The sequence below is a fragment of the Methanococcus maripaludis genome, from assembly GCF_002945325.1.
In the GTDB taxonomy this organism is placed as follows: domain Archaea; phylum AGJL01; class Methanococci; order Methanococcales; family Methanococcaceae; genus Methanococcus; species Methanococcus maripaludis.
This window is the reverse complement of sequence record NZ_CP026606.1, coordinates 304,057-327,628: the sequence shown is the minus strand read 5'-3', so window position 1 is coordinate 327,628 and position 23,572 is coordinate 304,057. Positions and strand designations below refer to the sequence as shown.

Below are 23,572 nucleotides of genomic sequence, written 5' to 3'. Positions count from 1 at the left end.
TACCAATAATTATATATAAAACAGTGCTACTTTATTAAGAACTTTTTGATTCAATATTATTGCTAAATAGAATAATTTTAGTGATCCAGTAGAGATATATTGGTGATTTTATGGATGTATGGATCGATTTAACAAATTCCCCTCATATTCATTATTTCTCGCAGTTAATTGACAAGTTTAACCGGGAAGGAATTGAATATTATATAACAGCGAGAAAATTTCAAAGTTTAGAAGATTTAATCGACATTTATGGTTATGATTATATTTCTGTTGGAAACCATGCAGATTCGTTAGAAGAAAAGCTCATAAATTCTTCAAAAAGAGTAATTGAACTCACAAAAATTGCAAAGAAGTTGGAACCAAAAATCGCAATTGCAAAACACTCAGTAGAGCTTCCAAGAGTAGCTTTTGGAATGAATATCCATTCAATATTTGTTTTAGACAATGAACACGCAAGTGCACAGAATAGATTAACAGTCCCCCTTGTAAACGACATAATCTGTCCAGAAGGCACAAAGCTGGTTTTAAACGGAAGTTCTTTTGGAAAATACATCGATTCTTTTGAAGGAACGTGTGAAGTTTCTAATGTTAATTCAAGGTTAAATTCTTCTTTTTCAATTGATGAATCGATAAAGGAAAAGTTAAATATCGATGAATCATTGCCTATAACAATAATGAGGCCAAGGCCAAATTCTTCGTACTGTAACGGGAAAAAAGACATTATTCCAATGATAATTGATAAATTAAAGAGTCAAATGGACTGCAATATTGTTGCATTTCCAAGAGATGAAGATCAAAGGGAAAAATATGTATCAATGGGTGTAATTGTTCCAAAAACAATCGATGCAATATCTTTACTTTATTATTCAGATGCAATGATTGGAGCTGGCGGAACGATGAACCGTGAAGCAGCAGTTTTGGGAGTTCCAACGATTTCATGCTATCCTGAAAAACTTCTGGGTGTTGATAATTACCTAATTGAAAAAGAAAGGATGATTCACACAAGAGACTTAGACGAAATCGTAAATCACGTAATGGATAATATTGGAAAAAGAAACAACGGAATAACTTTGGAAGATCCGACCGAATTAATGTTTGAAAAGGTTGTAGGAAGTTTAAGTTAACTTATTATTTTAAATACGGGTTCACATGAACCATACAGTGTTTTACTCTTTTTAATTTTCTTTCAATTTGTGAGTGGACGTTTTCAGAGATGTTATGCGCTTCAATTAATGATAAATCTTTATCAACTGAAATTTCAACGTCAACATAGATTTTGTTTGAATGAATTCTCGTTTTTAATACATCTATCTCCAAAACACCGTCAACCGAAAGAATTATTTTTTTAATTTCTTCAATAGTTTTTGAATCCGCCGCCCTATCGAGAAGCTGGTTTAATGCTTTGAAATATATTTCAAATGCCATTTTTGCAATAAATAATGAAATTACTATTGATGCAATGGGATCAAGTATTGGATACCCAAGTTTTGCGCCAACAACACCAATTAATGTTCCAACTGATGAAAATGCATCAGATCTGTGGTGCCAGGCATCTGCAAGGAGTGCTGAACTTTCAATTCGGTCAGCACCTTTTTTGGTGTACTTATACATCCATTCTTTTGTAAAAATGGAGATCAAAGCCGCAATTATGGTTATATTTCCAGGGATTTGGTAATTTCCGCCAATAATGGTGGTTAATCCACAGTAAAAAATCATCAAGGCAGTTACAAGTAAAATTACCGCTAAAATTTTTGTTAATGCAGGTTCGATTCTTTCATGACCATACGGGTGGGATTCATCTGCAGGCTTTTCTGAAAGTTTTAATCCAAGCATAACCACAACTGTACTTAAAATATCAGAAAATGAATGCATTCCATCCGCAATTAAAGCACTACTCCTACCAAATACTCCTGTAAGTATTTTTAGAATGGATAAGCCAATATTTGCAACAATCGTGATTTTTGAAATTTTATTTCCTATGATTATTCTTTCAGAAACTTCCACGCTATCTTCCCATTTATTAAATAGATTCAATCTGTCTGCAGTATCCTTTAACTAATTCAAAAGATTTTTTAAATCCTTCAATTTCATTATCTTCCATTTTTATATGGATTACTTCTTCAATTCCATTTTTGCCTACTTTTACAGGAACTCCTATACAGCAGCCTCCTTCAATACCCTCGATTTCGTCTTCGATGTATGTAGAAAGGGTTAAAAGTCGTTTTTCATCATGTGCAATACATCGTACAATGTTTACAATTGCTGATGCAGGGCCGTATTCAGAACCGTTTTTTAAAGTTATGATTTCTTGCCCATAACCTTTAATTCTTTCAAGTATCTTTTCATACGGGAAATCTTCATATTTTGGCAATCTTTTGATTGGAATTCCACCTACTGCAGTCGCGCTGATTACTGGAACCATGCTGTCGCCATGTTCTCCAACAATCCTTGTTCTAACATCATCAAGGTGAACCTCAAAATGTTTTGCAACTGCTACTTTAAATCGCATTGAATCAAGGTGCGTTCCAAGTCCAAAGACTTGATTTTTTTCATAGCCACTTTCGATAAGTGCTTTGTAAGTCATCAGGTCAACAGGATTTGAAATCATGAATATTTTAGTATCCCCAAAATTAGCAATATTTTTCACATAATTTTTTACAATTTTTGCATTTCCCTTCATAAGGTCGATTCTCGACATCTCTCCAGTTCTGGCCATACCTGCTGTAATTATGGTAATATCTGAGTTAGCAGTACATGATAAATCATCGTCACAGCATATGTCAATGTTAGTATCCTGTCCCGCGGCGGCCATTGCATCATAAAGGTCCATTTTAAGTCCTTTTAACTTATTGATGGAACTATTTCGGGCAATTAAATTAATATTTTTTATGTAGCTTTCTTTTGCTAAAAGCAATGATAAAACACTCCCAATTTTGCCTGATGCCCCAATAATTGATACGTCCATAGTTTCACCCTTGCCATTAAAAACAATTCCTATATCGACTTTTATACATATATATCTAACCGAATGCAGGAATTTTTTAATATTATCTTTTACAGATATTTATATATATCATAATAATATATTTAAAATTAGTATTATTATAAACGTAATTTATTAAAATTAATATTAATATTTTAAATTTATACAGGATAGACAGATTTTCGGGGATAATTTATGAGTCTGGAAGAAGATTCCAAAATGGATAAAATGGCAGTAGAAATGTTATTAAAAGCTCCAATGATGTCCAAAGAAGAATTGGACGAAACTATATTTACTTTAAGAAAAATGGCCATCAAAAAGTCTGGTCGGAGAAATGCAAGATTTATCATGGATTCATGGGCAGATACTGCATATGATATCTCAATGAAATGTTAAATTACAAATCTACGATAAACTGTGTTTTCCAGCAGTTTTCGTTCTTAATTATTTCCATTCTGTGATATGTAATTGCTTTTACCTCTTCTTTTGGTTCGTATTTGTCTTTTGAGTACCTATCTCCAAAAGCAACACAACTTAATTCATAACATTTGTTTTTCTCGATTTTTACATTAAATTCCGAAAATATTAACAACTCCGAATCATGGAGTATCAAAAGTTCTGTTAAGAAGTCATATAAAAGCCCGAAAAGGTCTTCAGAAATAACTTTAAACGAATGCTTTTCAATTTTTTCAATTGATTCGATATCAACCATAATATTTGATAAGCCTCTTGCAGAATTTTCAAAAGATTCTTCAAGAGTTTTTCCAAAAGCAATTATCCCAATATCTGCGGTAGTTTCAAAGTAATTATACATAATTTAAACACCTTTAGTGGATATTATGTATCCGTTTGCATTTTTTTCTTCGTATTTTTTGATATTATACTTAACATCAAAGAATTTTTCGACAACATAAATATTTGTCAGTGTATGGTTTGTAATTTTTGAAACGCCTATTTTAATATCTGAAAAAGGCATAAATGGAATTATTTGATCGGCCAAATGCGAATCTATTGCCATTTTTGTAGTTAATTCTTCAAATAACTTTTCAGATGCGGTTTTTCCAACGGCTTCAGATAAAAGTCCTTTTTTTCCAAGGCAGTCTGAACCGATATAATTTGTATACAAAAATATTCCAACACCTGAACTTTCGCCATTTGTTTTTTCAAGTTTAATTTCTGGGCAAAATCCGCTGTTTAATAATTCATCACTTGCTGACTTTTTAATTCTTTTTGAAATATTTTCATCGAGGTTCTGGTTGAAAACAATTCCTTTAATTTCGATATTTTCATTTTCAATTAGTTCATATGGATTTATTTTTGAGGGTTTTAGCGTTATTTTGACAATCCCTCCACCTTTTGGGAAAAATCCTCGTTTTAATATCGTTATTTCTGAATTAATTCCTATATTTTCCAAAAATTTCAATGTTATATTTTTAATATAATCGATTGGTGGTGAAAATTCGACATTAGTTCCACCAATTATTGTAATTTCAATATTTTTATCTATTGCAAGGGCAATCGGGAGTATTGATTGAATAACAAGAGAAATGCTTCCCGCAGTTTTAATATCTATTTCAAAATTTTTAGAAATAATTTCCCCAGGATAAAAAACTAAAGTTTCAGAGCCTTTTATAAGCCCTTCAACTTTTGCATTACAAATTTTTGAAACTGCCGATACACAAGCGATATGTTGGTTTGATAACCCTGGATTTTTTCTGTTTTTTCGAATATTTATGATTTTAACTGGTTTTTTAGTTATTGCAGAAAGAGAAACCGCGGTTCTTACAATCTGCCCTCCGCCTTCAAGATAACTTCCATCAATTGTGATCATAAATATTCTCCTAATTAATTTTTTCAATCAAATAATTTCCAAGTAAAAGTGCATCTCCAACTTTTTTAAATGAATTTATAGCATCGATTTCACTGCAGACAATCGGTTCACCATGTAAATTGAAACTGGTATTTAAAACTGCAGGAATTTTTGTTTTATCATTTACAAAATTAACAATATTGTAATATGTTTCGTTAAATTCTTTTTTTAGTGTTTGCGCTCTTGTAGTTCCATCGACATGAACGGTTCCTTCAATATCCTTTTTGTTAGATTCAAAACAATCAAAGAGCATGGTCATGTACGGGCTTTCTAACTTGTTTTTTAAATAAATTTCAGAGTATTCATTAAGAATTGTTGGAGCATAAGGCATGAATGAATTTCTTTTAAGAGTTTTTGCAAGTCTTTTCGAATTTTCTTTTGTTGGAAGTCCTAATATACTTCTGTTTCCAAGAGCACGAGGTCCAAATTCCATTTTTTGTCTTGAAACGCATACAAGTTTATTATTCAGAATCAATGAGCCAATAATTTCAGGAATGTCCTTTTCTTCGACATATTTAAATTTGAAGTTTTTTTCTGATTCAACAAGTTTTTCAACATTATAATTATCAATTTCATAACCTAAATAGGTATTTTTTAAATCAAAATCTTTTTTAGAACACAAAATCGACGATCCAATTGCTAAACCTTCATCCCCTGTAAATGGGGGGACGTATAAATTATCCACAAACTCCTGTTCACTTATTTTTTTATTCAATTTGACGTTTTGTGCAACCCCACCGCTAAATACAATATTTTTAATCCCTGTTTCATTTACAAACTGCTTTAAAAGTTTTAAAACAACTTCTTCTAATTTACTTTGAGCAAATTTTGAAATTTGAATATCGTATGAATTATTTGGCGTTGAATAATCTAAAATTCTTTTTAATGCTTTTGTAGATTCAGAGCCGATTACTCCGCGATAATTTTTAAAAGATTTAGTTTTTTCGTTGTAATCAATAGTATCGAGATTAATTTTAGAATCACTTGATTCAAAACTTGAAAGACTCATAACTTTTCCTTCATCTTCCATTGGTTTAAATCCCAGTAGTTCCGTAATTGATGCGTAAAAATCGCCTACTGAATCGATTAAATCACTTTGAGCAATCGTTTCTATTTTTGAACCTTTTCCTATAGATAGCGTTGAAGAAAGTCCATCTCCTCCACCGTCCATTGTTAGAATTAGGCATTCTTTAAAATTTGATAGTTTATAGCTTGCAGCATGGCATAAATGATGATTAAAGTAATACATCGGGATTTCTAAATTTTCCTGAAGAATTTTAAGTTTTTTTAGCCGCCCCCCCTTTCTAAACTGCCCACCAACAGTAATTGCCGATAATTTATCCTCATTACTTACAAAAGAATTTAACCCGTAATCTATGGAATTTACTGGATATCCTCTAAAATTCTTTTTTCTTGTAAATCTTTCTTCGCTTGCAGCATAGATTACTTTTTTTTCATCAATTAACGACGCACTTGAAGCATGGCCATCACAGATACCTAAAATCATACTTTCACATTGAATTAATTTAATATATGTCTGATGAGATAATTAAAATAAACAATTCTTACAATTTTTATGTTTTCATAATATTTATATAAGATTTTGAGTTAATAAATTAAAAACGAATTAATTTTAAATCCATTACGTCTTTATTACTTGGTGATCTCATGAAAGGAGCAGAGGCTATGATGAAGGCCCTAGAAGCAGAAAATGTAAAAGTCCTTTTCGGATACCCTGGGGGCCAATTACTTCCCTTTTACGACGCACTCTATCAAAGTGACTTTTTACACATTTTAACAAGGCACGAACAGGCTGCAGCACACGCAGCTGATGGATATGCAAGAGCAAGTGGCGATGTAGGTGTATGTGTTGCTACATCTGGTCCAGGTGCTACAAACCTTGTTACAGGAGTTGCAACAGCACATGCAGACTCTTCTCCAGTTGTTGCATTAACTGGACAGGTTCCAACAAAATTAATAGGAAATGATGCATTCCAAGAGATTGACGCACTTGGAATCTTCATGCCGATTACAAAGCACAACTTCCAGATTCAAAAAACAAGCGAAATTCCAAAAATATTTAGAAAAGCATTTGAAATTGCAAAAACGGGAAGGCCCGGTGCAGTTCATGTTGATTTGCCAAAAGATGTTCAGGATGATGATTTAGACTTAGAAAAATACCCAATTCCTGCTGAAATTAATCTTCAAGGATATAAACCAACGAAATTTGGACACCCTTTACAGATCAAAAAAGCTGCAGAATTAATGAAAATCGCACAAAGACCTGTTATTATTGCAGGCGGCGGGGTTCAGATTGCAAATGCAACTCCTGAACTTATAAAATTATCAGAATATGCTCAAATTCCAGTTTGTACTACTTTAATGGGTAAAGGCGTTTTCCCTGAAGAACACCCTCTTTCATTAGGTATGGTTGGGATGCACGGAACACAAGCTTCAAATTATTCTGTTTACGAAAGCGATGTTTTAATTGCAATCGGATGCAGGTTTTCAGATAGGATTACTGGGGATCTTTCAAGCTTTGCACCAAACACAAAGGTAATCCACATAGATATTGACCCAGCAGAGATTGGAAAGAATGTTGGAGTAGATATCCCAATAGTTGGAGATGCAAAAGCAATTTTAAAAGATATTCTGATCCATTTGATGAAAAAAGAAATGGTAAATAAAACAGAATGGATGGAAAATGTTAAAAAACTTCAGAAAAAGTCCATGCCTGTAATGGAATTTGACAATACTCCAATAAAACCCCAAAAGGTTATCAAAGAAATGATGGCGGCACTTAGAGAAGTTGATCCCGGTTTAACAAACACGGTTCTTACTACCGATGTAGGTCAAAATCAGATGTGGATGGCACACTATTTCCAAACAAGCGCTCCAAAATCTTTCCTTTCATCAGGAGGTCAGGGTACGATGGGCTTTGGATTCCCTGCGGCAATTGGTGCTAAATTTGCAAGGCCTGATGCAAATGTAATTGCTGTAACTGGAGACGGTGGATTTTTAATGAATTCACAAGAACTTGCAACAATTGCAGAATACGAAATACCTGTTATCGTTGTAATTTTTGACAACAGGACACTTGGAATGGTTTACCAATGGCAGAACTTATACTATGGAAAAAGACAGTGTGCAGTACACCTTGGGGAAACACCTGACTTCATAAAACTTGCAGAAAGCTATGGAATCGGTGCTTTGAGAGTTGAAAAACCTGAAGATATTAATGAAGCTTTCAAAACTGCATTAAACAGTGGAAAACCATATTTACTCGATATCATAATCGACCCGTCAGAAGCACTGCATATGGTACCTCCTGGAGGAAACATGACAAATATATTATTCCCTGACCGACAGGAGCCAACTCCAAAAGCTCAATGCTTTAGCGAAATGAAAAAAATACTTAGTCCTAAGGTCTAATCGGGTGATTGCAATGGAACACAAACACATCATTTCAGTTTTGGTTTTGCACAAACCTGGCGTATTGCAGAGAATTTCAGGTCTGTTTACCAGAAGATGGTTTAATATCTCAAGCATGACTGTTGGAAGCACTGAAAACCCTGATGTTGCAAGAATGACAATAGTTGTTCAGGGAGATGATACAGTACTTGAACAGGTTGTAAAACAGTTGAATAAATTGGTAGAAGTTGTAAAAGTTACCGATTTAAACAGTAAAAAGTCAGTACAAAGAGAATTATGTCTTGTAAAAGTTTATGCGCCTACTGAAGATAGTAAATCTCAGGTAATCCAGTATGCAAATATATTTAGGGGAAAAATTATCGATTTAAGCACTGAAACACTCACTGTTGAAATTACTGGCGACGAACAAAAAGTAAACGCCTTTTTAGACCTTGTAAGGCCAATGGGCATAAAAGAAATTGCAAGAACTGGACTTACTGCTCTTATGCGAGGATCTAAAATTTTAAAATCAAATAAAGCATAATTTTCTTTTTTAAACGTTTTTTAAGAATGTATATTTTAAATAGCAAATTATTTTTGAGATTTATATTTAAAAATAAAAAAAGTAGTTTAATCAATAGTTTGGACTTTTGCAAGATCAAAAATGGCGTAAATCCAGAGCCCCATAAGTATGAGAATTGGAAGGATTAAAAAACTTGTTACAGCACATGCAATCGTGCCAATAAAAATCCAGAGTCCTTTATTTATATAAGAACCACCCAAAATCATATGACCTACACCTGGTAAAAATATTGAAAGAATTATTGCGATGATTTTTACCATTGTGGTAGGTTTCCGGTCATTTGTAACTGCGATGACTTTGGCGGTTTTTGGAGCTTCTATCGTTTTAACTTGCATTGCAGGTTCTTTAACCTCGTTCGTAGTAATTGACATATCTGTTTTAAAATTTCTACTAATTTTGGCCCCACAATTATGACAAAATTTTTCGTTTTCAAAAACTTCAGATCCACATTCTGTACAATGCATTATTGACACCCCTACTAATTAAGCTTCATACCCTATTTTTTCTTCTTTTTCAGTTATTTTGTTATCCATTGCAATACTTTGGCGATATTGTTCAGCTTCAGCAATTTTCGTGAATTCAACGACTTTGTTATGATTTTCTTTAACAACTTTCTCCACTTCATGAAGATTAACTTTGAAAAATTCTTTTTTGTTGTTTACTTTATTTAATTGTCTATCTCTAAAGTAATTATGGAGTGCATTTTCAAGTTTTGGAGCATCTTCACTAAATACCATGGCATGAACATCGAATGGGAATGGGACGGAAGCCCCACTAAGTTCTCTTACCCGTTCAAATGGTTCAAGACGTCTAGTCATTCCGATTTTATATATGTCATCCCCAAACGAACCGATATTCGAAATAATGTATACATAACCTGCCCTTGTATTCTGTTCTCTGTTGTATACATCTTCTTTATCTTTTTCTAAAAGCCTAATTTTCTCTTCGAGTTCCCTTAATTTTTCTTCATATTTTAATTTCTGAGTTTCAGTCGCATTTTCCATTTTTTCTTTTATCCCGGCAACTGCCTGTTTAAAATGAGTTTCTTCTTTTTCAATTTTGGCTTTCATTGTTTCTATTTCTTTCAAAACCCTGGCTTCTTCCCTCATCTGTTCTTTTATTCTCGCTTGTTCTTCACGTTCTTCCCTTTTCTTTAATTCGTATTCATAAGCCAAATACAATTCCTGTAATTTCAAATTGAGGTATCTGGAGGTAATTGTTATTCTATTTCTTTCCCCCAACTTATTTAATGTATCATAAGACGTTCTAATTCTTTTTTCACTCGCATCTATATTATTATATTTAACTTTGAAAACACTGGCTTCACATTCATTATTAAAAGACCTAACAATGAGTTTTATATTATCATTGTTCATCTTTTGACCTTCTTTTTTACTTCCATTTAGTTCCCAACCGTCAAAATAATCAACAGCTTTTTTATTCTTAACCATTTCTTTTTGTTGAGTTCTTACTTCTGTTAATTTATTTTTGTATGCTTCGGAGGTGGTTAAATTATACCTTGGATCATAAAATCCAAAAGATTGTATTAAAATTTCTTCTTCAAAAGAGATAATTTTCTTTTCAAGATCCTCGATAGTATCTAAAAGTTCATTTTTTCTTTCTTTTAATTTTTTCATTTCTAAATTGGTCTTTTTTGTAAATGCTTTTAGTTCTAGATCGATTCCTTTAATTTTAGCTTGTTTTTCTTCTTCTAATCTTTTAATTTCTGCATTTATATGGTATATTTTATCTTGTCGTTTTTGATCCAAATTCTCTAAAGAAATTTTTAAGGCATTTTCTTTCTCTTTCTTTGTACTTTCGAGATTTTCAATTTCCTTTTTTAAATCAAGATATTTCAATTGCTCAAGATTTAACTCTTTTTTATTTAATTCATCGTTTTCTTTTCTTAAATTTTCAATTTCTTGAGTTAAACGTTCGTTTTCCTTTTTTAAATTTTCAATTTCTTTTTTAAATTTTCCCGCGTTGAAAATATCGCCAATCCCCACAAAATCACCAAATTAAGCTATTTAGTATAAATCATAACTTTGTTAGGAGGTGTATAAAAAATTGATAGGTTGTGAACAAAAGAAAAATATTATACTATGTAAATTTTATTTTCCAAATTGGGGTAACTCTAAACTTTTTTAAAAATAGAAAAAAAATTAAGCATTTTTTGAAGGGGGGCTCCAAAAACAAATGCCTCAATTTAATAAGCTGATTTAGCTTAAATAGAGAGTTCGTAGGAATTAATTTTCGATTATTCCCATAAAATTTCGTAAAAAACGGAGTTTTAGGCAATATCAAAGATTATTTCCTGATAAAATTTATAATTTTTAAAATTTATATAATTATCCCCTTCTTTTGGATTATTATATTTTGCCCATTAATATATTTTTAAATGAATATTATAATTATTTATTTAGTAGGTAGCCGTCATTTTTTCTTTTTTTTCGTATTACTTTCAATTAATTGTCTAAATTAAGTTTAAAGAATGGATTATCCGAATAATATATATCAAAGAACGGCAGATATATTATTGCCTTTAAACTTTTGAACTGTTTGATTCTTTTAGTTTTATTTATTTTATATAACGTTTTTGGGGTGGTACTCATGAACGGTGAGGATATCGAAACCAGAAATTATTATTCAAAAGCGCCCCTAAATCAGATTTGGGAAAATATTGTATCTAGAAACCATCCTTTTAAAGATATCTGCGTATATGAAGAGTGGATGTGTGAAAAAAATGATATTTCGATGAATACGATAAATGCATACTTTTCAAAATTATGCACCTACGATACAGTGATATTTCAGGATATAAATTCTGAAAAATTAGGGATTTGTAACGTTAGAATACCTTACAGAAACGATAAAATTGAATTAATATCAGAATTTCGAGAAATTGACATTATGGATAAAATATCTAGACTTTTTTATGGCTATTTAAAACTAAAAGAAAAGAAAATACCCTCCATATTATGGGGTTTTGAAGATAACTGGTTTAGGCTGTATGTAAAGCCAGAAAATTTTTCGGATTTAAAAAAATTTATAAATGAAATATAAATGAGTTATAATTTGAACGGATTAAACAAAAGATTCCTTTTTATCTTTTTTAGACCAGTAGTTTGCGAGAATTGGCCCTGTAATATTATGCCAGACGCTAAAAATTGCTCCAGGAACTGCTGCAAGTGGTGAAAAATGGATTGTTGCAAGTGCTACTGCAAGTCCCGAATTTTGAACTCCAACTTCTATTGTAACAGCCCTTGATTTTTTTTCATCCATTCCAATGATTTTTGTTCCGATATATCCAAATAAAAGTCCGAAAGCATTGTGGATTATTACTGCAAGTAAAACAATAACTCCTGAAGATACAATTTTTTCTGAATTAACTCCAATTATTGCACCAACGATTAAAACTATTGCAACAACCGATAAAAGCGGTAAAACATGCCTTATCGAATCAATTTTTTTTCCAAGTGAATTATTTATAATTACTCCTAGAATTACTGGAATTAATACAATTTTTACAATTGATAGAAACATCGAATATGCTGAAACATCTATCCACGTTCCAGCAAACCATAGTACCAGTATGGGGGTAATCATTGGTGCGAGAAGTGTTGAAAATGTCGTGATCGCAACTGAGAGTGCAACGTCTCCTTTTGCAAGGTATGTTATTACATTTGATGCAGTGCCTCCCGGGCATGAACCCAGTAAAATGAACCCTAATGCAAGTTCTGTTGGTAGATGAAATATTGTAATCACTAAAAAAGCAAGCAGTGGCATTAAACTAAACTGTAAAATTGATCCAAAGACTACGTCAATTGGCCTTTCTAAAACTGTTTTAAAATCATCTTTATTTAATGTCATACCCATTCCAAACATGATAATTCCGAGAAACAGAGAAATGTGGGGGATTGCCCATCCAAATATACTCGGATTAAAAAAACCAATAATTGAACCTAAAATAACCAGTAATGCAAAATAATCTTCTGAAAATTTTGTAAGTTTCCAAAGAGTCTTTTTTAGCTGAATAGCCCCCCGATCCATTAATATCGCCTCGCCCAAAAGTTCGTGTTTTGCCGTAATTTATTATAGTTTATGCCTAATTTTAGATATCATTATATATGATTATACTATAAAAGATTGTGAGATTAGAGGTGAAGACAATGAAGGTATTCTATGACTCAGATTTTAAATTAGATGCTTTAAAAGAAAAAACAATTGCAGTAATCGGTTATGGAAGTCAAGGTAGAGCACAGTCCTTAAACATGAAAGACAGCGGATTAAACGTTGTTGTTGGTTTAAGAAAAAACGGTGCTTCATGGAACAACGCTAAAGCAGACGGTCACAATGTAATGACCATTGAAGAAGCTGCTGAAAAAGCGGACATCATCCACATCTTAATACCTGATGAATTACAGGCAGAAGTTTATGAAAGCCAGATAAAACCATATTTAAAAGAAGGAAAAACACTCAGCTTTTCACATGGTTTTAACATCCACTATGGATTCATTGTTCCACCAAAAGGAGTTAACGTGGTATTAGTTGCTCCAAAATCACCTGGAAAAATGGTTAGAAGAACATACGAAGAAGGTTTCGGTGTTCCAGGTTTAATCTGTATCGAAATTGATGCAACAAACAACGCATTTGATATTGTTTCAGCAATGGCAAAAGGAATCGGTTTATCAAGAGCTGGAGTTATCCAGACAACTTTCAAAGAAGAAACAGAAACTGACCTTTTCGGTGAACAAGCTGTTTTATGCGGTGGAGTTACCGAATTAATCAAAGCAGGATTTGAAACACTCGTTGAAGCAGGATACGCACCAGAAATGGCATACTTTGAAACCTGCCACGAATTGAAATTAATCGTTGACTTAATCTACCAAAAAGGATTCAAAAACATGTGGAACGATGTAAGTAACACTGCAGAATACGGTGGACTTACAAGAAGAAGCAGAATCGTTACAGCTGATTCAAAAGCTGCAATGAAAGAAATCTTAAGAGAAATCCAAGATGGAAGATTCACAAAAGAATTCCTTCTCGAAAAACAGGTAAGCTATGCTCATTTAAAATCAATGAGAAGACTCGAAGGAGACTTACAAATCGAAGAAGTCGGCGCAAAATTAAGAAAAATGTGCGGTCTTGAAAAAGAAGAATAATTTATTTATTTTTCATTTTTAACTATTTTTTTATTATTTTAAAATCAGGTGGTTCTTTTGAAAGTTTTTATAAAGAATGCTGGAGAATTGTCCGAAATTGAACTGCCGGAAAATGCAAAGTTAAAAGATTTCATCGAAAAGATAGACGTAAAAGACAATCTCGTTGTTCGAAATGGCGAAATTCTTTCTGAAACTGATGATCTTTTTGAAAAAGACACTTTAAGACTGGTTCCAATTGTTTCAGGTGGCTAAGACTTTATTTATATACTATTTTTACAATATATTACTTTAGAAAATAATCATCCATTTTTAAGATTCAGGGGTAATATGGCTTATATTGATGTCGAATGTAATGACGAAGCTGGAAAAGCAATTTACGAAAGAATTATTCAAACGTCTCTCGAAGACCTCGTTTTAGGAAAATCTATCATAAAGGCAAAAATGATATGCAAACAGGACGTTCCATATTTTATAATTGGAATTTTGCCAAAATCAACTTCAAAGCTGATAAGATTAAGGGATATTGCAACAATAGATGAATCAAAGAAATCTGACGGAAAGACGATAACTAAATTAAATATTGATGATGAAACTTACGCAACAGAGCTTTTAGCAAAAATAAATGTTATGGATCAGCCTTCAAGATTTGAAGTCGTTACAGATTCAGAAGTTGATTTAAACATGGTAATTCACGATGCAAAAGAGGATTTTATTGATAGGGTCCTTGATTTTATGAACCGTGTTTTTCCAGAAGGAATGAGAATTCGAAAAACAATTAGGGATAAAACCATAGTAATGGTTGCATCAGAAAAGCCGATAGAAGAAGAATGGATGAATGAAGCGGTAAAACTTCAAGAAGAGCTTAAAATATTTAAATAATTACGTTAAATGATTAATTCTCTTTTAATTTTTATTTTAAAGTTTAAAAAAAGTATTTTTGAAAATTTAAAAAAGTTAAATTCTGTGCATGTATTTAAAGATATTTTCGTGTTGCACGTTTATTTTAACTCCGATTTCTGATCCGAGCTTTTCAAGAGCAACGTTTAATTCTGAAAAGTCTGAACTTATTTTAGAAATATCAACAAGCATGATCATTGTGAACAGGTCTTCCATGATTGTCTGCCTGATATCTACGATGTTTGCACTGTTTTGTGCGAGAACTTTTGTAACTTCTGCAACGATACCTGGTTTATCAACACCAACAACGGTAATTACCACATTTTCCATAAATAGCACCTTTAAAAAATCATGTTTCTTATCTAGCTTTTATCTTTAAAAAGTATCATTTATACCTTATGGTTAAAAAAATAAAAAATTTAAAAAAGAAATTAGTGTGAGAAGTGTTTTAAATCGTAAATGTCTAATTTTTTACCTTTTTCTCCAAGGTGTTTGTGTTCGGTAATAAGTCCTGCTGCATCTGCCCTACACTGCTGGCATGCTCTAAACTGGTGGAGGTATTCTTCGGCAGTATCTCTTATGTTGCTTATTTCATCACAGGTTGGTTTTCTTAAATTTTCCATTTTGTACATTGGAATTAAAGGAATTACGTTATGAACGAACGCATCTTTTTCGAAAGTTTTTGCAATTTCCACAATATGGTCCATGTTTATTTCAGGGATCAATACCGTGTTAATTTTAACTGCAACATCAAATTCTGCCAGTTTTTTAACTCCTTCAATCTGGTTTTTGATTAAAATTTCAGCACCTTCTTCTCCACGGTAAACTTTTCCTTCGTAGTATATCCAGTCAACAATCTGTGCTTGAATTTTTGGATCTACCGCGTTTACCGTTACTGTTACGGTTTTTACTCCAAGTTCTGCCAATCTTTCAGCATATTTTGGAAGTAAAAGTCCGTTTGTTGAAAGACATCTAACTAAATCAGGGAATTTTTCTTTTAAAACTTCCAATGTTTCAAAAGTTTCTTCATTGAACAAGCTGTCTCCAGGTCCTGCAATTCCTGCAACTTTGATGTTTGGACTTCTTTCAAGTAAATCATTTAAATAATTTTCAACTTCTGCTGGTTTCATGATGTGATGTGAAACACCGGGCCTGTCTTCACAGACTGATTCATCTCCGATACTCCTTTTACAGAATCTGCACGCAATATTACATTTTGGTGCAACGGGCAAATGAACTCTTCCAATTTTGTGGTGGAGTTTTTCGTTGTAGCAAGGGTGTACGCTTGTAATATGTGCAAATTTAGACATCTTATCTTCTTTCATTATAATCACCATGAGTTTGATATTCATAATTCATACTTCTAAATATAAAAATTTAGTGTACTAATTTCGGAATTTTAATTTAAAAACTAAATTAATCCTCTTTTAGAATGTAAACTTTGTCATTTTCTCTTACTAAATTTTCAAGTTTGATTCCAACATTTTGACCTTTTTTGGCAGTAGTAATGTTTTCGCCTTCGACCTGCATTGACTCAATTTTTTCTTCAATGCATCCTGTAGTTTGCCCGATTATTAAAACGCTGTCTCCAACATTTAAATCGTCAATAAGGGTGATTTCTGCAACATCGACCTTTTTAAAGTAATTTACAACCTTTCCAACTTCAATTTTTTTGTAAGGCGAAATATTTCCTTCAAATTCGTACTGTAAATCGTGGTTACAGGCAATATCTCTGAAATAAAATCCTGTATCGTATCCTCGATTGTAGATCTTATCGAGTTCTTTTTTAAATAATGGCAATTTTTCTTCATAAGTTCCATCAATTACTGAATCAATGGCATTTCGGTACGTTTTTGTTGCACGCATCACGTAATCTACGTTTTTAGCACGCCCTTCAATTTTAAAGCAGTCAAAAACATCTATCATTTCTGGGATATGTTCAATCATGCAGAGATCCTTTGGTGAAAGAAGATATTTTCCTTCGCAAATTAGCTCGTGAGTTCCGTCTGCGTGTTCATTTACTAATTTCCAAGAACGTCTGCAAGGCTGTAAGCAGTCTCCGCAGTTTGCATTTCTATTAAATAAATATGAACTCAAATAGCATCTTCCACTCATTGCAGTGCAGAGTGCCCCGTGAATAAATCCTTCAAGTTCTAAATCAACTTTATTTAGTTTTAAATTTTCTTTAATCTGTTTAATTTGGGTTAATGTAAGTTCTCTTGATAAAACAACTCTTTTTGCAAATTTCGAAAAGAATTCAGCAGTTTTTGAATTTGTAATGTTGTTTTGAACGCTCACGTGAATTTCAAGTCCTAATTCATCTGCAAGGCTCATCGCTCCAATATCATTTACAATTACGGCATCCACTTCCGCAGATTTAGCAAATTCGAGTATTTCATTTACATTTAAAACGTCATCTTCGTAAACTACCGTGTTTGTGCATAGATATACTCGCTTATTTGCATCGTGTGCGAGGTTAATGCCTTCAATTAGCTCATTTCTTTCGAAATTTTTAGCGGTTGCACGCATACTCATTTCTTTTAGTCCGCAGTACACTGAATCTGCACCATTATTGAATGCAGTAATCAAGCCCGATAAATCTCTTGCAGGGGCCAATAATTCAACCATATTCTTCACCAAAATCAAAATAATTAGTATTTAAAAAAAGCGTTATAAATCGTATTTAACAAGCGACTGTATGTCGTATCCTTTTAATTTATCCCTTCCCTTTAATTCTGTGAGTTCGATTACAAAATTAAGCGCTGAAACGTGCCCGCCAAGTTTTTCTACAAGTTTACTAACACCTAAAACAGTTCCGCCGGTTGCAAGAAGGTCGTCAACTATTGCAACGTTCTGGCCTTTTTCAATTCCATCGCTGTGAATTTCAAGGCTGTCTGATCCGTATTCAAGTGCATAATCAACTGAAAAAGTTTTGTAAGGTAATTTTCCCGGTTTTCGAACTGGAACAAACCCTATATCAAGTTCATGAGCAACAGGAACACCGAATAAAAAACCGCGTGCTTCAGGGCCAACTATAACATCGACATTTTTATCTTCGAGGTATTTTGCAATCTCTTTTGTCGTATGCTTCATTGCTTTTGGGTCTTTTAAAATCGGAGTTACATCTTTAAAGCTTATTCCTTCTATTGGAAAATTTTCTACAATTCTTATCTTTTTTCTTAAATCCATTATATTCACCGGGATAAACTCGTATGAAGAATAGAACGTATTATAATTTACAAATGCACAGATTTTTAGGCTTTTTTAATATCCTATTTAAACTTATATAATATTGAGTGTTTTTTACTTATATATTAAGGTATTTTTTCTAAAAATGGTTAAAATTATAAAAAAGATGTAAAAATTAAAGATATTCTTTTTAAAATTTAAAAAGAGATTATTTTAATTGGTCATAGCATTTTACAATTAAATTTTCTAATTTTTCGAGGTCTTCTATCGAATTAAAATATATTCTGCTATTGCCATTTCTTTTCTGTGGCGGTCCAACTTCGAAACCATTACTCAATAATTTAGCTTCGTCCATTTCTAGTTTGGTAATAATATGTTTAGTTTGAGAATCTAAATTAAACCTCAAAAACCAGTTTGTTATATTTTTACGGTATATTCCAAAGTAAATTGTTGTATCTTTATAATTTACATCTGAAATATCTTTACCGTATTTCCCAAGTATCTGCACAACCCTATCATACGCACTGAGTTCTTCTTGTGTCGTAATTACTTCTCTTTTTTGTGAATTTTCAGTTTCCTGAATTTCAGTTAAAATTTCGGGTTCAATAACTTCTGGTTCTTCTAAATGTTCATCTTTAGATAAACTTGTAGAAACAATATCTAAAACTGTATTAGATATTGCTTTTTTTACTAGGGGTCTAAAACGTTCAATCACTGCACTTGTAACTCTTATTTCACTTACATCTTTTATTAAAAACCTTACAAAATCGTCATTTGGATTTTTAAACAAATTTCTGAGGGTTCCCCTTAATGCCGACATGTAAACAAGTTCTTCGGCATGATTTAATAATTCTTCTTTGGTGAATTCATCTTTTCTAAATTTTTGAAGGGTTTCATAATCACTATCCTTTAAATCCATGATATTTAACGTTAAAAACGGACTATCATCCATCATATTTTCAGAATTTAAATCTGTAAAAAATTTATAATCTACACCATTAGTTAAAATTGCAAGTTTAACTTCTGGAACTGCATTAAAATACCTTGAAAGCTGTGCATCATGGTTTTTTAAATTTTCAGTAACTGATTTAGCTTCAATAAACATGACTGGTTTTTTATCTTTAAAAAGAGCATAATCGACTTTTTCGCCTTTTTTCTTTCCAAAATCGGCGATATATTCTGGCCGTACTTCCAAGGGATTAAATACTTCAAAACCGAGTGTTTGAACAAAAGGAATTATTAATGACTGTTTTGTAGTTTCTTCATTATTGATATAATCTTTTCTTTCGCCAACTTGTACGGATAATTTTTGTAAATCTTCTTTAAAACCCATTTTAAACCCCTTCGTAATTTTAATAATAATTACTATGGATATTCATTTGTAAAAAAGAATATATTTCATTTGCGATTTAATTGGGAATATAATTTTAAAAAGAAAATCAATCTCTAAATTTTAAAAAGAATTTTTGTAAAATTATTTTTATTGGAGTTATGTATTTAAGTAATTTAATTAAGTAGTTAGTATTGGTAGAAGATCATGGAAAAAATTAAAGGAAAAAACACGGTAAACTGTGAAATTTGCCTTCACAACAGCAAAACACGCCCGATGTTCAAACACGAAGGAAAAAACATCTGCATCGAATGCTTAAACGCCTTAAAATTTCCAAGAAACTTCGAAGAAATGAAAAACGAAGTAATGGAATATTTAGATGAACTCAGAATTAGAAATAACAAATACAACTGTATTTTGGGATTTTCTGGCGGAAAAGATAGCGTTGTTGCTCTTTATTTACTCGTAAAAGAACTTAGAATTAGGCCTTTATGTGTAACTGTTGATAACGGCTATTTAGCAGAAGAAGCGCTTACAAACTGTAAAAACGTTGCAAAATATTTTGGAGTAGACTGGCTTGTAATAAACAAGGATTTTACGAAATTCTTCAAGGAAACCATTTCCAAAGGAGAATCTCCATGCAGAGTATGTTCTGACATGAATATGCACGAACTCTGGCAGTTTGCAAGACAGACGAATATCGACACGATTGTGACGGGACACGAACTTCCATTTGGTACAACTGCAATAAGGGAGATGAAAAAAGGAATAAATATGTTGAGGCTCCTCGTTGCATATAAATTAACAGAAGAAGATAGATATAAGATATTAAAAGAAATTCCTTGGGAAAAACCCGATCTTGGTGGATACACGACAAACTGTTTAGTACTTGCTCCAGCGCTTGTTGAATTTAAGAAAAAGCACGGATTTAGTTTTGAATACGATAGAGTTTCTGCAATGATTAGATATGGGCTCATGACACGCGAACAGGCAGAAAAAGCGTTAGAGTGCCCGGAAGTTTCTGAAGAAATATATAAAGAGCTTAAAAGAAGAGGGCTCGATTTTAAAAATTTAAAAGAATGATTTTTATGAAAATAGATTTTGAAATGACTTACGATTCAAAAGAAAAAATTATAGACAGCTTAAAAGTTGACGATATAGACGATGGACTTATAATTGACACTAAATTTGATAATGAACAGATTAAAGTTAATATTAAATCTAATTCAGTTGGATCTTTAAAAAATATACTCGATGACTTTTTTGTAAATTACGAACTTGCAGAAAATATTGTAAATCTTAAAAAATAATTTAAAGCGAAAAATTCGTTTAATCAATAAAATATAAGGTATTTAAAAATGAATGAAAAAATAAACACGAATGAAACTAAGGATTTAAAAAATAAAATAGTTGAATTGGTAATTCCAAAAAATGGAAGTGTAAAAAATGATGTGCTATCCGGCTTAACCGTAGCGCTGGCACTGGTTCCAGAAGCAATTGCATTTTCATTTATTCTTGGAATTGATCCTACAATCGGACTTTATGCCGCATTTATTATGGGAATTGTAACTGCATTACTTGGGGGACGTCCTGGAATGATAAGTGGAGCTACAGGTTCTGTTGCAGTTATATTTGCCCCATTGGTGATATCAAAAGTTCAAACCAGTGGAATGGAGTCTGCACTTGGATATCTTTTTATTGCGGTTTTATTGATGGGTATTCTTCAGGTATTTTTTGGTATATCTAAAGTTGGTAAGTTTGTAAGACTTATTCCGCACCCGGTAATGCTTGGATTTGTAAATGGGCTTGCAATAATAATATTTTTATCACAAATCGGTCAATTTTATGGTGCAGATGGAAATTTACTGCCTTGGCCAATTCTTTCAATAATGCTTGTTTTAATTGCAATAACAATGGCTATATCAATTTTCCTGCCAAAAATCACACGTGCAGTTCCCGCAACGCTTGTGGCAATAATTACTGTAACGATAATTTCGTATTTCTTAAATAATGCAGGATACACAGTTTTAACAGTTCTTGATTTTATAAAATCAATAGAACCTCTAAAAACAACGCTCGCAGTTTCAATGCCCTCCTTTGCTTTGCCAAATGTTCCGTTAAATTGGGATACAATTAAAACGGTTCTTCCCTATTCATTCTTAGCAGCATGTGTTGGATTAATCGAATCATTAATGACTTTAAGATTAATTGATGAATTAACCGAAACTCGCGGTAGAAGTAATAAGGAATGTATTGGTCAGGGTATTGCAAACATCTTAAACGGATTTTTTGGCGGAATGGGTGGCTGTGCAATGATCGGCCAAAGCATGATAAATATTCGGGGCGGTGGACGAGGCAGGCTTTCAGGAGCTTCTGCTGCAGTACTATTGCTGGTATTTATTGTATGGGGCGCTCCGATAATTGAAATGATTCCGCTTGCAGCACTTGTTGGAGTCATGTTTATCGTTGTAATTGGCACTTTCGAGTGGTCTAGCTTTAGAATTTTGAAAAAAATACCACTTTCCGATGCAGTAATTATTGCAGTTGTTTCAATCATGACTGTTGTATTAGACCTTGCAACAGCGGTATTTTTGGGAATTATATTAGCAGCACTTGTTTTTGCATGGGATCGAGGAAAAGATGTATGGGCAAGTACAAAATCTATGAAGAACAAAAAAGTATACATGCTTCACGGCCCTTTGTTTTTTGCATCAACATCAAAATTCAAAGACCTATTTGATTATGAAAATGACCCAATTGATGTGGTTATAGACTTTAATAAATCAAGGGTTTATGATCATTCCGCAATTGAAGCAATAAATACGGTTGCAGAGAAATATACTCAGCATGGAAAGCAATTGCACCTTCTTAATTTGAGCAAGGATTGTGATAAATTAATTAAAAAAGCAGACAATATTGTAGAAGTTAGTATTCTCGATAATTTGATATGGCACGTGGCCGATGATAAATTAGAGTAACTCTCAAAATTAAAAAGGGGATTTTTAGTGGAAATTAAAGAAGTTTTAAGAAATTTCAAGCAGGAATTTGATACAAGATATGTTGTGAGGGGTTTGATCGATGGTTCGCTTTCGACACTTGGGGTAGTTATCGGTGCAAGTGGTGGGGAAACCTCGATAATTATTGCAGCAGGAATCGGCGGTGGAATTGCAAACGGTATATCAAATATACTTGGTGCATTAACTGCAGAACGTGCAATAATTGAAGAAGAACGGGAAAAAAAGGAAAAAAGCCTGTTAATTGGTAACGGGAATTTAAAAGGAACTCATGAATACCAGTACAAATTAAATAAAACGATGTACAGTGGGACCTATGATGGTTTATCAACCTGTGTTGGTGCGGTAATTCCCGTAATTCCGTTTTTTATATTTGAACAGAGCACTGCTTTAATAATGGCAATAGCATTTACTTTATTGATACTTTTAGGACTTGGAATTTTCATTGGAAAGCTCTCAAGAGATAATCTTTTAATTTCGGGGCTAAAAATGGTTCTTGGCGGAGTAATCGTTGCAATGATCTGTTTTGGTGTTGAAAGTCTATTTGGATAATTAGATAATATTTACTTAATAATCCAATATTTTTGTGAAACTTATGAAAAGCAGAAAATTTTTTTCTAAACTCAAAGAAGAATCTTACGATGTAAGTATTTTTGATTTAATGAATGCAAAAGTCTATTTAGAAAAAGATATGACTTATTTGCCACAAGATTATAAAAAAGGATATATTGAAGACTTTTTTACATTTTTCCCCGAAGTTTTGAAAGAAATAAAAAATAAAACCGAAGAAGAAATTGAAGATTTTGAAATTGAAGATGAAGAAATAAAACGGGTTGATTTAAGACTTTGCAGTATGGGTTCTAAACAAACTGGACGAGAATCTTACGAAAAACTTGTAAAAACAGTTATAAATTACTTAATTTTTATAAATGAACGACCACTACACGCTTTAACTACAAGATTTCCTGGTGGAAAGCAGATAATCGAAAAAAATGGAAATTATTACTGTCCGATAAAAAATGCACAATCAAATGAACTTTCGATATGTGAATTTTGCATTTGTAAAGATTTAAATGAACTTTAAAAATAGATTTTTTATTATAATTGTTTTGTTTCTGTTTTTAAAAAATTAA

Annotated in this window: 26 protein-coding genes; 13 read left to right on the top strand and 13 right to left on the bottom strand. The window is 32.3% G+C overall.

What is annotated here, in order from left to right; translation table 11 throughout:
- Positions 1-110 precede the first annotated feature (110 nt).
- Entirely contained in the window at positions 111-1,124 is a 1,014-nt protein-coding gene (locus MMJJ_RS01685; protein ID WP_104837402.1) for a DUF354 domain-containing protein, read from the top strand.
- Between the two features lie 4 nt (positions 1,125-1,128).
- Here the strand turns inward: MMJJ_RS01685 and MMJJ_RS01680 are convergent, their stop codons facing one another.
- Both MMJJ_RS01680 and MMJJ_RS01675 read right to left on the bottom strand, forming a co-directional pair.
- Positions 1,129-2,004, bottom strand: a complete 876-nt coding sequence (locus tag MMJJ_RS01680) for a cation diffusion facilitator family transporter (protein ID WP_104838572.1) — start codon at positions 2,002-2,004, stop codon at positions 1,129-1,131.
- Positions 2,005-2,020: 16 nt separating this feature from the next.
- Positions 2,021-2,965: a malate dehydrogenase gene (locus tag MMJJ_RS01675; RefSeq protein ID WP_104837401.1), complete on the bottom strand. Its 945-nt coding sequence runs from the start codon at positions 2,963-2,965 to the stop codon at positions 2,021-2,023.
- Between the two features lie 213 nt (positions 2,966-3,178).
- On the opposite strand from MMJJ_RS01675, the gene MMJJ_RS01670 reads away from it, so the two are divergent.
- The gene (locus MMJJ_RS01670) at positions 3,179-3,379 is read left to right on the top strand and encodes a hypothetical protein (protein ID WP_011170590.1); all 201 of its coding nucleotides are present in this window, start codon (positions 3,179-3,181) and stop codon (positions 3,377-3,379) included.
- A gap of 1 nt (position 3,380) precedes the next feature.
- Here MMJJ_RS01670 and MMJJ_RS01665 read toward each other — a convergent pair whose 3' ends face one another.
- Genes MMJJ_RS01665 through MMJJ_RS01655 form a run of 3 tightly spaced genes read right to left on the bottom strand, consistent with a single transcriptional unit; the run spans position 3,381 to position 6,360 of the window.
- Entirely contained in the window at positions 3,381-3,797 is a 417-nt protein-coding gene (locus MMJJ_RS01665; protein WP_104837400.1) for an archease, read from the bottom strand.
- Between the two features lie 3 nt (positions 3,798-3,800).
- The gene (gene rtcA, locus MMJJ_RS01660; protein ID WP_104837399.1) at positions 3,801-4,814 is read right to left on the bottom strand and encodes an RNA 3'-terminal phosphate cyclase; all 1,014 of its coding nucleotides are present in this window, start codon (positions 4,812-4,814) and stop codon (positions 3,801-3,803) included.
- Between the two features lie 10 nt (positions 4,815-4,824).
- Positions 4,825-6,360, bottom strand: a complete 1,536-nt coding sequence (locus MMJJ_RS01655) for a carbamoyltransferase C-terminal domain-containing protein (RefSeq protein ID WP_104837398.1) — start codon at positions 6,358-6,360, stop codon at positions 4,825-4,827.
- Between the two features lie 161 nt (positions 6,361-6,521).
- Between MMJJ_RS01655 and MMJJ_RS01650 the strand changes: the two genes are divergently transcribed.
- Both MMJJ_RS01650 and ilvN read left to right on the top strand, forming a co-directional pair.
- Complete coding sequence (locus MMJJ_RS01650; RefSeq protein WP_104837397.1) at positions 6,522-8,285, top strand: acetolactate synthase large subunit; 1,764 nt, start codon at positions 6,522-6,524, stop codon at positions 8,283-8,285.
- 13 nt (positions 8,286-8,298) lie between these two features.
- Positions 8,299-8,808 carry an acetolactate synthase small subunit gene (gene ilvN, locus MMJJ_RS01645; RefSeq protein WP_104837396.1) on the top strand — a complete coding sequence of 170 codons (510 nt, stop codon included), beginning with the start codon at positions 8,299-8,301 and terminating at the stop codon, positions 8,806-8,808.
- An 86-nt stretch (positions 8,809-8,894) separates the two neighbouring features.
- On the opposite strand, the gene MMJJ_RS01640 is transcribed toward ilvN, so the two are convergent.
- Entirely contained in the window at positions 8,895-9,311 is a 417-nt protein-coding gene (locus MMJJ_RS01640) for a zinc-ribbon domain-containing protein (protein WP_104837395.1), read from the bottom strand.
- 18 nt (positions 9,312-9,329) lie between these two features.
- The gene (locus MMJJ_RS01635) at positions 9,330-10,853 is read right to left on the bottom strand and encodes a DUF4041 domain-containing protein (RefSeq protein WP_244901544.1); all 1,524 of its coding nucleotides are present in this window, start codon (positions 10,851-10,853) and stop codon (positions 9,330-9,332) included.
- Between the two features lie 604 nt (positions 10,854-11,457).
- Here MMJJ_RS01635 and MMJJ_RS01630 point away from each other — a divergent pair.
- A complete protein-coding gene (locus tag MMJJ_RS01630; protein ID WP_104837394.1) occupies positions 11,458-11,910 on the top strand; it encodes a hypothetical protein in 453 nt (150 codons plus the stop codon).
- A gap of 21 nt (positions 11,911-11,931) precedes the next feature.
- Here the strand turns inward: MMJJ_RS01630 and MMJJ_RS01625 are convergent, their stop codons facing one another.
- Complete coding sequence (locus MMJJ_RS01625) at positions 11,932-12,897, bottom strand: bile acid:sodium symporter family protein (RefSeq protein ID WP_104837393.1); 966 nt, start codon at positions 12,895-12,897, stop codon at positions 11,932-11,934.
- Between the two features lie 119 nt (positions 12,898-13,016).
- Between MMJJ_RS01625 and ilvC the strand changes: the two genes are divergently transcribed.
- The 3 genes from ilvC (at position 13,017) to MMJJ_RS01610 (ending at position 14,888) form a co-directional block, all read left to right on the top strand.
- The gene (gene ilvC / locus MMJJ_RS01620) at positions 13,017-14,009 is read left to right on the top strand and encodes a ketol-acid reductoisomerase (RefSeq protein WP_011170598.1); all 993 of its coding nucleotides are present in this window, start codon (positions 13,017-13,019) and stop codon (positions 14,007-14,009) included.
- Between the two features lie 57 nt (positions 14,010-14,066).
- Positions 14,067-14,261, top strand: coding sequence for a MoaD/ThiS family protein (locus MMJJ_RS01615; protein WP_104837392.1), 195 nt, complete (start codon positions 14,067-14,069; stop codon positions 14,259-14,261).
- 75 nt (positions 14,262-14,336) lie between these two features.
- Positions 14,337-14,888 (top strand): methanogenesis marker 17 protein, encoded by a 552-nt coding sequence (locus MMJJ_RS01610; protein ID WP_104837391.1) that lies wholly within the window; start codon positions 14,337-14,339, stop codon positions 14,886-14,888.
- A gap of 75 nt (positions 14,889-14,963) precedes the next feature.
- On the opposite strand, the gene MMJJ_RS01605 is transcribed toward MMJJ_RS01610, so the two are convergent.
- The 5 genes from MMJJ_RS01605 to MMJJ_RS01585 form a co-directional block, all read right to left on the bottom strand.
- On the bottom strand, positions 14,964-15,236 hold the full coding sequence (locus tag MMJJ_RS01605) for an ACT domain-containing protein (protein WP_011170601.1): 273 nt from the start codon (positions 15,234-15,236) through the stop codon (positions 14,964-14,966).
- 101 nt (positions 15,237-15,337) lie between these two features.
- Positions 15,338-16,231 (bottom strand): radical SAM protein, encoded by an 894-nt coding sequence (locus tag MMJJ_RS01600; RefSeq protein WP_104837390.1) that lies wholly within the window; start codon positions 16,229-16,231, stop codon positions 15,338-15,340.
- A gap of 91 nt (positions 16,232-16,322) precedes the next feature.
- Positions 16,323-17,534, bottom strand: coding sequence for a U32 family peptidase (locus MMJJ_RS01595; RefSeq protein WP_104837389.1), 1,212 nt, complete (start codon positions 17,532-17,534; stop codon positions 16,323-16,325).
- Positions 17,535-17,576: 42 nt separating this feature from the next.
- Positions 17,577-18,095, bottom strand: coding sequence for an adenine phosphoribosyltransferase (locus MMJJ_RS01590; protein ID WP_104837388.1), 519 nt, complete (start codon positions 18,093-18,095; stop codon positions 17,577-17,579).
- 208 nt (positions 18,096-18,303) lie between these two features.
- A complete protein-coding gene (locus tag MMJJ_RS01585) occupies positions 18,304-19,428 on the bottom strand; it encodes a type I restriction endonuclease (protein WP_104837387.1) in 1,125 nt (374 codons plus the stop codon).
- 204 nt (positions 19,429-19,632) lie between these two features.
- Between MMJJ_RS01585 and MMJJ_RS01580 the strand changes: the two genes are divergently transcribed.
- Genes MMJJ_RS01580 through MMJJ_RS01560 form a run of 5 tightly spaced genes read left to right on the top strand, consistent with a single transcriptional unit; the run spans position 19,633 to position 23,523 of the window.
- Positions 19,633-20,508 (top strand): phosphoadenosine phosphosulfate reductase domain-containing protein, encoded by an 876-nt coding sequence (locus MMJJ_RS01580; RefSeq protein ID WP_104837386.1) that lies wholly within the window; start codon positions 19,633-19,635, stop codon positions 20,506-20,508.
- Entirely contained in the window at positions 20,505-20,735 is a 231-nt protein-coding gene (locus MMJJ_RS01575; RefSeq protein ID WP_104837385.1) for a KEOPS complex subunit Pcc1, read from the top strand. The genes MMJJ_RS01580 and MMJJ_RS01575 overlap by 4 nt, the downstream gene beginning before the upstream one ends.
- 48 nt (positions 20,736-20,783) lie before the next feature.
- Positions 20,784-22,403 carry a SulP family inorganic anion transporter gene (locus MMJJ_RS01570; RefSeq protein ID WP_011170607.1) on the top strand — a complete coding sequence of 540 codons (1,620 nt, stop codon included), beginning with the start codon at positions 20,784-20,786 and terminating at the stop codon, positions 22,401-22,403.
- A 27-nt stretch (positions 22,404-22,430) separates the two neighbouring features.
- Complete coding sequence (locus MMJJ_RS01565) at positions 22,431-22,991, top strand: TIGR00267 family protein (RefSeq protein WP_104837384.1); 561 nt, start codon at positions 22,431-22,433, stop codon at positions 22,989-22,991.
- 43 nt (positions 22,992-23,034) lie between these two features.
- Entirely contained in the window at positions 23,035-23,523 is a 489-nt protein-coding gene (locus tag MMJJ_RS01560) for a DUF2115 domain-containing protein (RefSeq protein ID WP_104837383.1), read from the top strand.
- Positions 23,524-23,572 lie beyond the last annotated feature (49 nt).

What these genes read in the sequence shown, in the direction of transcription:
- MMJJ_RS01655 (WP_104837398.1), bottom strand. Translation starts at nt 6,360, where the DNA reads ATGATTTTAGGTATCTGTGATGGCCATGCTTCAAGTGCGTCGTTAATT.
- MMJJ_RS01560 (WP_104837383.1), top strand. Translation starts at nt 23,035, where the DNA reads ATGAAAAGCAGAAAATTTTTTTCTAAACTCAAAGAAGAATCTTACGAT.
- MMJJ_RS01570 (WP_011170607.1), top strand. Translation starts at nt 20,784, where the DNA reads ATGAATGAAAAAATAAACACGAATGAAACTAAGGATTTAAAAAATAAA.
- MMJJ_RS01650 (WP_104837397.1), top strand. Translation starts at nt 6,522, where the DNA reads ATGAAAGGAGCAGAGGCTATGATGAAGGCCCTAGAAGCAGAAAATGTA.
- MMJJ_RS01640 (WP_104837395.1), bottom strand. Translation starts at nt 9,311, where the DNA reads ATGCATTGTACAGAATGTGGATCTGAAGTTTTTGAAAACGAAAAATTT.
- MMJJ_RS01585 (WP_104837387.1), bottom strand. Translation starts at nt 19,428, where the DNA reads ATGGGTTTTAAAGAAGATTTACAAAAATTATCCGTACAAGTTGGCGAA.
- MMJJ_RS01580 (WP_104837386.1), top strand. Translation starts at nt 19,633, where the DNA reads ATGGAAAAAATTAAAGGAAAAAACACGGTAAACTGTGAAATTTGCCTT.
- ilvN (WP_104837396.1), top strand. Translation starts at nt 8,299, where the DNA reads ATGGAACACAAACACATCATTTCAGTTTTGGTTTTGCACAAACCTGGC.
- MMJJ_RS01590 (WP_104837388.1), bottom strand. Translation starts at nt 18,095, where the DNA reads ATGGATTTAAGAAAAAAGATAAGAATTGTAGAAAATTTTCCAATAGAA.
- MMJJ_RS01600 (WP_104837390.1), bottom strand. Translation starts at nt 16,231, where the DNA reads ATGAAAGAAGATAAGATGTCTAAATTTGCACATATTACAAGCGTACAC.
- ilvC (WP_011170598.1), top strand. Translation starts at nt 13,017, where the DNA reads ATGAAGGTATTCTATGACTCAGATTTTAAATTAGATGCTTTAAAAGAA.
- MMJJ_RS01605 (WP_011170601.1), bottom strand. Translation starts at nt 15,236, where the DNA reads ATGGAAAATGTGGTAATTACCGTTGTTGGTGTTGATAAACCAGGTATC.
- MMJJ_RS01665 (WP_104837400.1), bottom strand. Translation starts at nt 3,797, where the DNA reads ATGTATAATTACTTTGAAACTACCGCAGATATTGGGATAATTGCTTTT.
- MMJJ_RS01670 (WP_011170590.1), top strand. Translation starts at nt 3,179, where the DNA reads ATGAGTCTGGAAGAAGATTCCAAAATGGATAAAATGGCAGTAGAAATG.
- MMJJ_RS01595 (WP_104837389.1), bottom strand. Translation starts at nt 17,534, where the DNA reads ATGGTTGAATTATTGGCCCCTGCAAGAGATTTATCGGGCTTGATTACT.
- rtcA (WP_104837399.1), bottom strand. Translation starts at nt 4,814, where the DNA reads ATGATCACAATTGATGGAAGTTATCTTGAAGGCGGAGGGCAGATTGTA.
- MMJJ_RS01575 (WP_104837385.1), top strand. Translation starts at nt 20,505, where the DNA reads ATGATTTTTATGAAAATAGATTTTGAAATGACTTACGATTCAAAAGAA.
- MMJJ_RS01625 (WP_104837393.1), bottom strand. Translation starts at nt 12,897, where the DNA reads ATGGATCGGGGGGCTATTCAGCTAAAAAAGACTCTTTGGAAACTTACA.
- MMJJ_RS01685 (WP_104837402.1), top strand. Translation starts at nt 111, where the DNA reads ATGGATGTATGGATCGATTTAACAAATTCCCCTCATATTCATTATTTC.
- MMJJ_RS01675 (WP_104837401.1), bottom strand. Translation starts at nt 2,965, where the DNA reads ATGGACGTATCAATTATTGGGGCATCAGGCAAAATTGGGAGTGTTTTA.
- MMJJ_RS01610 (WP_104837391.1), top strand. Translation starts at nt 14,337, where the DNA reads ATGGCTTATATTGATGTCGAATGTAATGACGAAGCTGGAAAAGCAATT.
- MMJJ_RS01630 (WP_104837394.1), top strand. Translation starts at nt 11,458, where the DNA reads ATGAACGGTGAGGATATCGAAACCAGAAATTATTATTCAAAAGCGCCC.